The following is a 12,540-nucleotide window of genomic DNA, read 5'->3' as shown; positions in this document are numbered from 1 at the left end:
GAAAGAATAATGAAACACAATGTTATATTACTGTTATGTCTCGTCCTCGGTCTGTTCTCTTGTTACGATGATAAGGGAAATTACGATTACAGGGAGATTGACGAACTGACCATTACCGGCATTCCGGAAGAGCTGATGTCTGCATTGTATAAATCGGAAAATCTGGTATTGTCACCGGCCGTGACCTCGAAATTTGATGGGGTGATTAACGCCGATGATCCCAATTATGAATTTTCTTATTATTACGATAGACCGGTAGGAGGTGATTTCCTGGAACCAAGGCTGTTGGATTCCAGTAGGGTGAAAGATCTGAATATTCTGGCAGAAATAGATCCCGGTAATTATACTGTCTGGTTCAAGGTGAAGGATTTGCGGACCAATATTGTCACTTCTGCTGAATTCAAACTGAGCGTGGTGACCTCCACGACCAAAGGGTGGGTCGTATTATGTGAGGAAGGCAGCGAACGTAAAGTCAGAATAGATATGATCGGTGAGGTTGGTGACCGGATTGCTGTTTCGAGAAATCTGCTGGACTTTTTACCGGAATCACATGGCGCTTGTCAGATCCTTTTGGAGAGTAATATGCTGTACACAGCTAATTCTCCTTATTTAAATTTATATACGGAAGATAATAGTTTTTGTATATGGTCTTATAACGGCAATTTCAACCGTAATTTTAATGACCCGAGAAGTACGGTATTTGCACGCTCCATAGATGACTTTATTGTGAGAGAGGAAAATAATTACAGCTATATAGTCATTACCGCAGATGGAGATGTTTATCAAAAAATGAGCAGTAGTTCGGCTTTATATGATGTGAAAATTAACGTAGACGAGCCGTTCGGGGAACCTAACTACAAAATGGCTCCCTTTATCGGTGTCGGATGGTCAAACGGTTACAACGGAATCCTGTACGATAAGACGAACCGGAGGTTTAAATACTTTTTGCAATATGCTGCGATTCCTAACGGAACAAAGTATTTATTCGATCCCAAAGAGCCCGAGACCGGTTCCAAACTTTTCGACTGGAACACGGGAAAGGACATGGTTTACATGGCAGGTACGAGACAGGGAGGCGGCAATCTGGTGTTCGCTTTGCTGAAAGATGCTGCGGGACAATATAGTATATATGGCATCACAGCAGGACAATATCAGGATTCGCCTGTGCAGAGCACCTACATGGATATAGATGCTGCCAAAGCGCCGGGATTGGCGAACGCAACCTGTTTCGCATTCCACCCCACTCTGCCGTTCCTGATATATAATAGCGGCAATGAAGTGTATTTATACGATATGTCCACTCGTTCGGCCCGGCGGGTTCTTATTCTGCCTGGCGAAAACAGCGTATCTATGCTTAAATTCAATAAGCTGCCGCGATTAGGCTTAGGACATAGTATTCATTATCCCGATGTTGCCATTGATTGTCAGTATCGTTTGGCGGTAGGCTCCGTTAATTCCGATGCGGAAGCCGGTAGCGAAGGAATTTTACGCTTCTATGATGTCCCTGAATTTGCCGGAGATTTAACGCAGTTCGGCGAGACGTATACCGGATTCGGTATCGTCAAAGATATCGCTTACAAAGCAAGATAAAAATGCCCGATAGGGAAAATGTCTGAATTTATCCGACCGGATGGAAAAATAGGAAACGGGATTCAATAAAATGGATCTCGTTTTTTTCTTTCTTCTTGTTTGGGTTGGGATGACATTTTCTCGTTGAATATATCGTGTTGGTTTATTCGGTTGTAGGGAGCTTGGATCTGATTCATCGCCAGTATGCTTTTGGACTAATTTATACGCTTGTTTTAATAATTAATGAAACGTTATCATATTGATATTAAAATTATTTGTACTTTAGGGCTTTGAAATTTTTATCATATTTTATTGAAATGGCATTATTCGGATTATTCGGAAAGACTAAAAAAGAGAACCTGAATAAGGGGTTAGAAAAGACCAAAGAAAGTGTTTTTAAAAAGCTGGCCAGAGTGGTGGTCGGCAAATCTAAAGTAGATGACGAGGTGTTGGATAATCTGGAAGAGGTTTTGATCACCTCGGATGTAGGTGTCGAGACTACGGTCAGGATTATCGAACGTATCGAGGAGCGTGTACAACGCGACAAATATATGGGTGTCGATGAATTGAACCGGGTGTTGAAAGAGGAGATCGTCGCTTTGTTGAAAGAGAATACTGTTAACGATGCCGCTTCGTTCGAATTACCTGAAAACGGTGTGCCCTATGTGATCATGGTGGTGGGAGTGAATGGAGTGGGGAAAACGACTACGATCGGAAAGTTGGCCTATAAATTTAAAGAAGCCGGTAAAAAAGTGGTATTGGGAGCTGCCGATACTTTTCGTGCTGCTGCTGTCGATCAATTGGTGATCTGGGCAGACCGGGTCGGAGTGCCGATTGTAAAACAGGCAATGGGTGCCGATCCCGCTTCTGTTGCTTACGATACGTTAAGTAAAGCCAAGGCCGACGGAGCTGATGTCGTGATTATCGACACCGCCGGACGGTTGCATAATAAAATAAACTTGATGAATGAGCTGACAAAGATCAAAAACGTAATGAAAAAGGTCTTGCCGGAGGCTCCGAATGAAGTGTTGTTGGTATTGGATGGCTCCACCGGACAAAATGCTTACGAACAGGCCAAGCAGTTTACACTGGCGACGGAAGTGAACGCTTTGGCTATTACAAAACTCGATGGAACCGCCAAAGGAGGTGTGGTTATCGGTATATCCGACCAGTTCAAGATCCCTGTGAAATATATCGGTATCGGTGAGAAAATCGAAGATTTGCAGGTATTCAACCGGGAGGAATTTGTCGATTCGTTGTTTAGTTAAATGAAGAAGATATTGTTTGTATGTCTGGGGAATATTTGCCGTTCTCCGGGTGCGGAAGCAATCATGAAGGCATGGATAAAGAAAGAGGGCAAAGAAAAAGAGTTCTTGATCGATTCGGCCGGACTTTATAGCGGACATGCCGGAGCTCTTCCTGATGAGCGGATGCGCCGGCACGCAAGCCGCCGGGGATATGTCCTGGATAGTCGTGCCCGTACTTTTTATCCGACTGCCGATTTTGCAGAGTTCGATATGATCATCGGTATGGATGACCAGAATATCGAGGCTTTAAAACGTGCAGCAATAAATGAGGAAGAAAGAGCGAAAATCTTTAAAATGACTGATTTTTGCCGGAAATCCACTTCATATTCCGAAATTCCCGACCCTTATTATGAAGGTCCCCAAGGATTCGAGCTGGTGCTCGATTTATTGGAAGATGCGGTTGCCGGACTTTATTGGTATTGTTTGGCCCATTATTGATCCGGATATCTGAAAACTTTACAGTCTGAAAATCTTTCAGACTGTTTTTTTATTTATATAATAATGCGATTTTTTTTGTATATTTTAAACTTTGATCAGACTTCGGCATAATTTTTGTTATTTTTTTGTATGTATATATAGGAGATAATTCTATCCCAACATCTAAAACTATTATACTTTGGAATACGTTTAAAATTAAATAATGTTCTTGATATTGAAGAATATCTGGTATAAAATATAGACTAATATTGAATTTATGAGAAAACTATTTGTTTGTATGTTAGGGATTATCCTATTGGCTGCTTGCCATTCGGAAAGTGATTTTTCCGGAGAGGGGACGGCAGAAGTGAGTCTCTGTCTTTTGGCTGATCCTTCTTTTGTAAAGACGAAGGCAATTGATGTTTTAGCCTATCAGAATGTAGATAATTATACGGTGGAGCTTTCTAAAGACGGTACTATTTTTGAGACGGTGAAATATGGAGATATGGAGTTGGCTAAAAAATTGGAACCGGGAAATTATTCTATCCGGGCGTATTACGGTGAGAATGTGGCTGCCGGATATGATAAACTTTATGTAGAGGGATCACAAACCTTTAATTTAGTGAAAGGGGATAACCGGGAGGTGAAGTTTACTTGTGTACCTGCCAATGTGAAAGTAAATATTAAATTCGAGGATAATTTCTTCGAGTTTTATTCAGATTGTAAGGTAAATTTGAGTACGAGGCATTTGTCGGTTCCTTTTGTAATGGCAAAAGAAGATGTGGATAAAGATGCTTTTTTCAAAGCGGATGCTGCCGGTGAAACTTTGACCTTGACTTTCGATTTGAAGGATAAACAAGGGGTGACTGTAAGTCCTGAAAATTTTGGGGAACAAGTGGTATCGATTAAACCGCGCGATTTTCTGACAATTACGATTAAACCGAAAATGATTGACGTCGAGGGGGGTAAAATTGATGGTATTACCGTTACGATCGATGATTCCGTTACTATTCAGGAATACCCTATTGAAATACCGGATGAATTTTTACCTGGAGAAGACACAGAAGTAGGAAATTAATGAAGAAAAAATGATGAAAACGAATAATTATATAATATTGGGCCTGCTGGCTTTGGGCTTTATGGCTTGTGAGATGCGGGACGAACTTAAAAAATTACCCTCGAAAGAAGATCAGCAGGAAGAAGGTTGGTTTACTCTGGATGTGGTTTCTAACGGTCAGAATCAAACGACAAAGGCTGCTTTTGATTCAAAAGATGTGGATGCGACTTTGTATCCGGTCGAAATTATTAATATGATATCAGGAACAACAGAACATCACTATGATAGTTATGCCGATCTGTTGACTCAAGGACAGGTAAAATTGGTTACTGGGAAATATAAAGTAGTTGCCTATAACTATGATGGTAGTAATGTGAATGCTTCTGAAAGGCCTTGGTTTAGAGGTGAAACAGAATTCGAAATCCTGGCGGGAAAAACCACGAAAGTAAATACGATCTGTAAATTGCAAAATATTGCAGTTACAGTAGGGTTTACAGATAATTTTAAAAAACAATTTCAGGATGATTATGCAATTACAGTGACTAATGGAGAGGCAGGAGTCAAAGTGTTTGAAAAAGAACAGTTAGGGAAAACTTTCTTTTTTAAAGTACCGGAGAAGAAGAATAGTGTACAGCTGACAGTGAAAGCTACGACAACGGCAAACACTCAGATTGCTCAAAATTATACTGTAACTAAACCTGCTGATGCAGAAGGAAATAGTAATCTGGTATCAGGAGATGAATTTACGGTAAATATTGATGCCGGCAATGAACCTTCGGTAGATCCTACAACTCAGATCGAATTGAATATCTCGGTCGATCTGACGATGAATGAAACGGGATTGACGATCGAGATTCCAACAGAAAATATCGTATTTAACGGTGATGGTGGTTCTACGCCTGATCCGGATGTACCTGATCCGGATGATCCCGGGAAAGACCAAATTACAGTGACCGGTTTAGGTGAAACTTATAATTTACCCTTATCGGAGGGACAAAAGGTATTGGTCAATATTTCTGCACCTAAGGGAATTACTAAATTATTGGTAAAAATCGATTCCGATAATGAGGAGTTTATGGCAACATTGGGAGGCTTCGGATTAGCTGAGGAATTCGATATTGCCAATCCAGGAAAATTATTTGATGTTTTGAGTAATTCTTTAGAGAGTGGGAATGGAATCGGTTTGATAGATCCTGACGATCCGATAAAAGGAAAGACTTCTTATCTGTTCGATGTGACGGATTTTATGGTATTGTTGAATTTATATGCTCCGAGTACGAATACTTTTACGTTAACCGTAGAAGATGGAGTCAGTGAACCGGTGAGCGGTACTTTAACGGTTGTTGCATCAAATTTGGAGTAGAAAATGAAAAGATATTATTCAATTTTTTTATTGTCATTTTTCCTTGGGGCCTGTCAGGATAGTTTAAAGGAAGGATTCGGATATTTGCAGTTTTCGTCGGTGGAGTTGAATAAGACTGTGATTCCGACAAGTAAAGCAACCGGTGAAACGACTGAAAAAATAGCACTTGATCTGATACGGGACGGGGAGGTGATAAGGCATGTGGATGACTGGACTTCTTTAAAGGGAGAAAGCCTGCTTTTACCGACAGGGACTTATGTTGTGAAAGCTTATTCTGCCGATAAAGATGTGCATGCTGTCGGTTTTGAAGGAAAGGCTTATTATGCCGGTCAGACAGACGTAAAAGTGGAAAAGGATGTAGTCAAACCGGTTGAGGTAAGTTGCAAATTAGCTCAATGTATGGTGTCTGTAAAATATTCCGATAATTTTAAGGAAAATTTTAAGGCATATTCCTGTGAAGTCAAAAACCAATACGGTAGTGTAGAATTTGTTCAGGATGAAAGCCGGTCTGCTTATTTTCCGGCTGCGGATCTTATTGCGACATTGAGTTTGACCAATACCGACAACAAATCGTTTACGCTCGGCAAGTCTATCACAGATGTACAGGCACAATATCATTACAGCATTAAATATGATGTTACGAATGAAGGTACAGGTGATTTTAATATTACGGTCGATCAGACGACTCACAATTATATCGTTTCGATTGTCGTGCCTTTGACATCCGATGCTGATCCGGCTTTGCATACCGGAGAGGCGAATGCGTGGGGGCAGTTTGCTTATATTTATGGGACTTCCGATTTAAGCAGTGAGACCGACCCAATCGAATTCCAATATAAAAAAGCTGATGGGACTGAGTGGGTTACTGTTGCTGCTACGTTAGGGGACAATGGGGTGTATTCGGCAAAGACGGCTCAACTTGATTTCGGCACGACTTACCATTACCGTATAGCATGCGGGGCGAAAGTTGGAGCTATGAGTGTATTTACGACAGAGGATTTTCAGGAAGTACCGAATTTGAATTTTGATACTTGGACGCAAAGTGGAAAGAACTGGTATGCGAATGCTGATGCTGCCGATTCCTATTGGGCTAGTGGAAATTCCGGTGTGACTTCGTTCCTTGCCGGTAGTCGTGATCCGATTACTGTAAGGGTAGAAGGGGATGAGGCATATCGAGGATATGCTGCGAAAATGAGTACGATTACCGGTGTTACTTTAGTGACGTCGGCTGCAGGAAATTTGTTTATCGGTACTTATAAAACAAATATGACAAATCCTGCTGCCAGCGTTTCTTTCGGTCGTCCCTATACCGGTGCACGCCCTGTAAAATTATCCGGTTATTATAAATATGAACCGCATGAAACGAATGAAGGGTCTGTTCCGTCTGCGGAAGAATTGCCGATGGACGAATGTAATATCTATATCCGGCTGTGGGATGCCGATGATAATGAAATCGGATTCGGAGAATTTGTCGGTAAAGAAGAAGTGACTACTTATACTCGTTTTGAGATCGATGTGAAATATTCCGATGAAACGGCTAAACCTGCGAAGATGACGATTGTTGCTACTTCCAGCCGTTATGGTGGTGATTTTTCAGGCTCGAAAGTTGTCGGGCGTGTGGGGGCCGGTAGTACGCTTTGGGTTGACGAGTTCGAATTGACATATTACAAATAGATGAAGGGATATATATTTGTTTTTGTGTTCTTTGTTTGCTTGGCGACCGCTGCTCAGGCACAATTAAAATTTGACCGTGAGATACAGACTGGGCTCTTTGTACCGAAAGGAGCCTGGTTAGTGGGCACCACGCTCTCTTATACGGAACTTCGAAGTACTGATTTTAAATTGTTGGTATTGAAAGATTTGAATGGTGACGGTTATACATTTAAAATCAGTCCGTTTGGCGGATACTTTTTTGCAGATAACGTGGCAGCGGGATTACGTTTGGCGTATGCCCGTTCATACATCAATCTGGATAACCTGGATCTGGATTTGGGAGACGATCTGAATTTTAATGTAGCCGACCAGAATTTTTGGGACCATAGTTTTATGGTTTCAGGGTTCCTGAGGACTTATATGGGGTTGGGGAAAAGTAAAGTATTCGGTTTTTTTAACGAAGCACGTTTGTCTTATGGGTATGGACAGGGGAAAGATACTTCCGGTAAAGGAAATGATAAGACTGGTTCTTATCAGACTACCCATAATTTGCAGATCGGTATTGCTCCCGGTTTGGCTGCTTTCGTTACAAACTTTGCAGCAGTTGAAGTTTCTGTCGGAGTGATGGGATTTGATTTTAAATGGATACAGCAGACTCGTAATCAGGTAGAAACCGGACATTATAATAAAAGTTCGGGGAATTTTAAGATAGACTTGTTTTCGATTAATATTGGGATGACCTTTTATTTGTAGGAGAAATGAATGTCAGGATATTGTATGGTTGTATTTGCTTATTAACATTGGCTTCGTGTATAAAGAACGATGTTCCTTATCCTTATATCCCCGGAAATATTCTGGAAATGACGGTAGAGGGGCAGACGGGAGAGACGGAAATCGATGTAGCGAAAAATATAGTCAATATCACAGTCGACGGTAATGTGGATGTCGATAGCCTGAAAGTGCTGAAATTGAAAATTTCAGACAAAGCAATGATGACTCCTGATTCTGCCGCTTGTGTGAAGTTCGTCAAGTTTCCCCGTTGGGGGTTCGATTCCCTTGAGGCTCTGCCTTCAGCTGCAAATACTTGTATGCGTTTAGGAAAACCTGCTAAAATCTTGTTACAAACCTATCAGGAATATTATTGGACGATTCAGGTAAAACAAGTGATCCACCGGGCTATTAAGGTAAAAAATCAGGTGGGAGAGGCTATTGTCGATGAATCGAATAAAACGGTATTGATTTATGTTACCGAGGAGCAAAAATTGGATGAGATTCAAATCGATTCCATGGAATTGGGAGGAAGTAAAGCAACCGTAGTTCCGTCACCTCAGACTGTGACGAATTTTTTCCGGCCTCAGAAGTTTATTGTTTGCCGTCTTGGTAAATATTTTGAAGAATGGATTGTAGATGTGGTGCAAACCGCTTCGATAGGGACACCCGGAGAAGCGGACGTATGGGCAAGACATGCTACCGTTTCCGGTGGAATCAAACAAGGTGTCGATCCGGAGATTGAATACAAAAAAGAGAGTGAGAGTACATGGACAACTTTGGCTTCAGAAGCAATAACAAAGACGAGTAGTACCGCCTTTAAGGCCGAATTGACGGGTTTAGAGGATGGAACTACTTATTTCTGGCGGATCGTAGCTGAGGGACAGACCAGTGATGAGGCGACTTTTACGACAGAGAAAATAATAGAGGTACCTAATCTGAATTTTGATACCTGGACTCAGGATGGAAAGAACTGGTATCCGAATCCGGTAGCCGATAATTACGAGGATCCTCAGGCTTACTGGGCAACCGGTAATGAGGGAGTTACTTCTGGATTGGCCGGAGGATTCGAGGCTAATTCAGCTCCTTCCGACGATGCTGTAAGTGGGAGGGCGGTTCGTATGATTACTTTAGGAGGAGTTAATTTGGTCGGAACGGCTGCGGGAAACTTGTTTGTCGGTACTTATAAGACCAATATGACAAAGCCTTCTGCCAGCGTTTCTTTTGGACGTCCTTTCACAGGAGCCCGTCCGACAGGTTTGAAAGGATGGTATAAATACAGATCTATGCCCGTGGATTATGTCGGTTCTCCTGCCGATTTAAAAAATGATCAGTGCCATATTTACGTGAAAGTTTGGGATGCAAGTGATAATCTGATCGGTTATGGGGAATTTGTAGGGAGCGAGACGGTCACCCAATATACCGAATTTAGTTTTGATATTGCTTATAGCAATAAAAAAGCAAAACCTGCAAAGATGACGATTGTAGCAACTTCCAGTCGTTATGGCGGTGATTTTAAGGGGTCTAAAGTTTCCGGTTCCGTTGGGACGGGAAGTGAGTTGTATGTAGATGAGTTTGAACTATTATACGAATGATTATGCGTAAAGTCTATTATATACTCTTATGTTGTGTCTGGCTTGGTCAAGTAGCTTGCCAGGACAAGGGAACGGAGGTCGGAGGACAGGGCCGGATCCGCCTGTCTATAACGGACCGGGTCATAAGTAAAGCTCTGCCTGATGCTTTGAGTCCTGAATTGACCGATCGGTTTCAGGTAGAAATGATTCGCCTGGAGGATAACCGCTTGGTATTCGGAGGTACTTGTGCCGATTTTAATGCAAGATCACAATTGTTCAGAAGTGGCGAACATACCATACAGGTATCTTATGGAGATAACCCTCTGCTGGCTATGGATGCGCCTTATTATGTTTCAGAAAAGGAAACTGTCATAGTAGAGTCCGGAACAGAACAGGAGGTCGTATTACAGTGTCGGGTAGGGAATGCTGTTGCTTCTTTTGAGTTTTTAAATGCAGATAAACTCGATAAAATGTTGAAGAATTATTATATCGAGCTGGTTGTAGGGGGCGAAACTCTGAAATGGAATCCGGGGAGTAGCGAACATCCATACATAAAAGCCGGTAGTGAGGTGGAATTTTATTTAAAAGGTACCTGGATCGAGAATGGTTTACCTTATGCCCGGAAATTTGCTAATGTGATGCCGGTAGAAGTAGGGAAAAGGTATCATTATAAATTGAAATTCGATACGTCGAATTTGACAGGGATCATCTTAGATATAGAGGTGGAAGCTGCTGTAGAAACAATTACAGTAAATGAAACTTTGCCACAGGAGTGGCTACCGAAACCGAAAATCACCGCAGAAGGATTCGATGAAAATAATCTCCTGACTTATACCGAAACTGAAGAGGCTAAAACTGCCGTTATTAGCTATGCTGCCGTTCGGCCGGTACAAGATGTCGAGATAACCTTGAATTTTGCCGATCCTAATCTTTCCGCTTTAAATAAGACTTATCTTTTGTCGACAATAACAGAGGAAGATCGGCAAGCTTTGCAAAATGCTGCTATTGTTCTGCCGACTTTAGATCAAGTTGCTACTATGGGAAAAATTGATTTCACGGAAATGACTTCTTCCTTGTTGACAAAAGATGGAGGTTTAGATGCTGACAATCAGTTTCAGGTAAGGATAAAAGCCAACGAACGTTGGAGTGATAAAGCGGATTATACCGTTAAGACGATTAAGCCTGTATTTTCTATTGGCGTATATCCGGGAAATATCTGGACCAAAGAATTTACAGCAAATCCTTTGGTGGCTGATAGTGTGAAAACCGGAGATTTTACTAAATTTAGTGATATCACCTATGAATTTAGTACGGACGGAACCAATTGGACTACTTTAGCTGCTGATTTGCGGAAGGATGAATTGACACCAGGGAGCACTTATTATGTAAGGCCTAAATACCGGGGACAGGTACCGGGGAAAGTGACGAGTTTTCGTACATATGAAGCTTTGGCTATCCCCAATTCAAATTTGGATGAAGGATATGAAACCAGTTATCCTAAAAGCGGAAACCCTTTATATACTTTTAATGGGGGATGGATTGGAACGAGAAATCCGTTGACTTGTCATTCAAATGGTGTAAATGCTTTCTATGTTTCAAAATCCAGTACTTTACCGATAACTGATAACGGTAGTACGGTCGCCCATATGATGACTATTGGGTGGGGGCAGGGTAATTCTTGTAGTTTTGGAAATAAAAGCGGAAGCGTTATTAAAAATATTTCTTCAGGAATAGTATGTGTCGGAGAGTATGATTCCGGACAAGATTCGATATACGCCAAAAGTGCTTATGTCAGACCGACTTCCATGACTTTTGTGTATAAAGCTTCTCCTTATGGTGACGATGAATATTTGATTAGTATTCAGTTAATTAACATTACAGACGGTTTGGAGACTGTTATAGGTAGAGCGGAAATAAAGTCGAATAATACTCAATCTGACTACATAACCCAAAATTTAGATGTCGTTTATAATGAGCAATTTGTTCAGTTACCCATATCACATGTCAGATTAATTTTTAAAGCCGGAACGAAAGAAGACCGGGATCATTTGGAGGATAAATTTAGTAAAGAGGGTAGTGGATCATTCTATTCCAACTATTATTTGAAAGGTTCGCAGTTTTGGTTGGATTCTTTTGTATTGAATTATAATAAATAGTTTGTTGGGATGAAAATACATATTATTATTATATTTTTTTCTGTTATTTTGGGTGCTTCTTGTGAAAAATCTGAGAGTCAGAGAGTGAATTATGGTTCTATATTATTAGAAAGTATTCACTTTAGTGTTGGTGGAGAAACTATTCCCCTGTCCCGTGCCGTGGATGCAGGTCTGCAGGTTCAGATCCGACAGAATGGTGTTTTGTTAGAAGGTCAGGACTATGCTCCTGGAACAGACTTTTCTAAACGGATAACTTTGCCGGTTGGTGAGAATTATACGGTAAAAGCTTTTACCCCTGACCAAACAGAAGCGGGTAATGATGAGCCGGGGCATCCGGTGTATAGTGTCGAAAGTGAACCCTTTGAAGTGATCGAAGGGGATATTACTACCCTTTCTTTGACTGCACCTCAGATCAATGTGGGAGTAGCCATGAGCTGTGACGAGTCGTTTGCCCGTGAATTTACAGAGATTTCTGTGGCTATCGTGTCGGAAAGCGGGCGTTCGGTGACTATTACCGGTGCGGAGGATACGGGGTATCGTTATTTTACATTGCCGGTTTCGGGAAAGTTGAGTTACACTGTCCTGGCGAAGAATCAGGATGGAGAAGTGATGCAGAAAACTTCCGCTTTGTCGGTAGAAGCCAAAAATTATAGGATAAATTTAGCAATCGAGTGAT

At 41.4% G+C, this 12,540-nt stretch carries 10 protein-coding genes; all 10 read left to right on the top strand.

Annotation, left to right across the window (positions count from 1 at the left end; translation table 11 throughout):
• The first annotated feature begins 9 nt into the window (after positions 1-9).
• Entirely contained in the window at positions 10-1,590 is a 1,581-nt protein-coding gene (locus ODOSP_RS07900; RefSeq protein WP_013611821.1) for a PKD-like family lipoprotein, read from the top strand.
• 296 nt (positions 1,591-1,886) lie between these two features.
• A complete protein-coding gene (gene ftsY, locus ODOSP_RS07895) occupies positions 1,887-2,837 on the top strand; it encodes a signal recognition particle-docking protein FtsY (RefSeq protein WP_041556566.1) in 951 nt (316 codons plus the stop codon).
• Entirely contained in the window at positions 2,838-3,314 is a 477-nt protein-coding gene (locus ODOSP_RS07890; RefSeq protein ID WP_013611819.1) for a low molecular weight protein-tyrosine-phosphatase, read from the top strand. It begins immediately after the preceding gene.
• Between the two features lie 256 nt (positions 3,315-3,570).
• Positions 3,571-4,371, top strand: a complete 801-nt coding sequence (locus ODOSP_RS07885; RefSeq protein WP_013611818.1) for a DUF4493 domain-containing protein — start codon at positions 3,571-3,573, stop codon at positions 4,369-4,371.
• A 10-nt stretch (positions 4,372-4,381) separates the two neighbouring features.
• Positions 4,382-5,713, top strand: a complete 1,332-nt coding sequence (locus ODOSP_RS07880; protein ID WP_013611817.1) for a DUF4493 domain-containing protein — start codon at positions 4,382-4,384, stop codon at positions 5,711-5,713.
• Between the two features lie 3 nt (positions 5,714-5,716).
• Positions 5,717-7,387 carry a DUF4493 domain-containing protein gene (locus ODOSP_RS07875; RefSeq protein WP_013611816.1) on the top strand — a complete coding sequence of 557 codons (1,671 nt, stop codon included), beginning with the start codon at positions 5,717-5,719 and terminating at the stop codon, positions 7,385-7,387.
• Positions 7,388-8,119, top strand: a complete 732-nt coding sequence (locus ODOSP_RS07870; RefSeq protein WP_013611815.1) for a hypothetical protein — start codon at positions 7,388-7,390, stop codon at positions 8,117-8,119.
• Between the two features lie 5 nt (positions 8,120-8,124).
• Complete coding sequence (locus tag ODOSP_RS07865) at positions 8,125-9,729, top strand: PCMD domain-containing protein (RefSeq protein ID WP_013611814.1); 1,605 nt, start codon at positions 8,125-8,127, stop codon at positions 9,727-9,729.
• A gap of 2 nt (positions 9,730-9,731) precedes the next feature.
• Positions 9,732-11,864: a DUF4493 domain-containing protein gene (locus ODOSP_RS07860; protein WP_041557268.1), complete on the top strand. Its 2,133-nt coding sequence runs from the start codon at positions 9,732-9,734 to the stop codon at positions 11,862-11,864.
• A 9-nt stretch (positions 11,865-11,873) separates the two neighbouring features.
• A complete protein-coding gene (locus ODOSP_RS07855; RefSeq protein WP_013611812.1) occupies positions 11,874-12,539 on the top strand; it encodes a DUF4493 domain-containing protein in 666 nt (221 codons plus the stop codon).
• The last annotated feature ends 1 nt before the right edge of the window (position 12,540 follow it).

This window comes from Odoribacter splanchnicus DSM 20712 (assembly GCF_000190535.1).
Lineage (GTDB): Bacteria > Bacteroidota > Bacteroidia > Bacteroidales > Marinifilaceae > Odoribacter > Odoribacter splanchnicus.
The sequence above is the reverse complement of the archived record's forward strand: the minus strand, read 5'-3'. Positions and strand labels throughout refer to the sequence as shown.

Bases quoted from the DNA above. Each gene is read 5' to 3' on its own strand.
- ODOSP_RS07900 (WP_013611821.1), top strand. From the start codon at position 10: ATGAAACACAATGTTATATTACTGTTATGTCTCGTCCTCGGTCTGTTC.
- ftsY (WP_041556566.1), top strand. From the start codon at position 1,887: ATGGCATTATTCGGATTATTCGGAAAGACTAAAAAAGAGAACCTGAAT.
- ODOSP_RS07890 (WP_013611819.1), top strand. From the start codon at position 2,838: ATGAAGAAGATATTGTTTGTATGTCTGGGGAATATTTGCCGTTCTCCG.
- ODOSP_RS07885 (WP_013611818.1), top strand. From the start codon at position 3,571: ATGAGAAAACTATTTGTTTGTATGTTAGGGATTATCCTATTGGCTGCT.
- ODOSP_RS07880 (WP_013611817.1), top strand. From the start codon at position 4,382: ATGATGAAAACGAATAATTATATAATATTGGGCCTGCTGGCTTTGGGC.
- ODOSP_RS07875 (WP_013611816.1), top strand. From the start codon at position 5,717: ATGAAAAGATATTATTCAATTTTTTTATTGTCATTTTTCCTTGGGGCC.
- ODOSP_RS07870 (WP_013611815.1), top strand. From the start codon at position 7,388: ATGAAGGGATATATATTTGTTTTTGTGTTCTTTGTTTGCTTGGCGACC.
- ODOSP_RS07865 (WP_013611814.1), top strand. From the start codon at position 8,125: ATGAATGTCAGGATATTGTATGGTTGTATTTGCTTATTAACATTGGCT.
- ODOSP_RS07860 (WP_041557268.1), top strand. From the start codon at position 9,732: ATGCGTAAAGTCTATTATATACTCTTATGTTGTGTCTGGCTTGGTCAA.
- ODOSP_RS07855 (WP_013611812.1), top strand. From the start codon at position 11,874: ATGAAAATACATATTATTATTATATTTTTTTCTGTTATTTTGGGTGCT.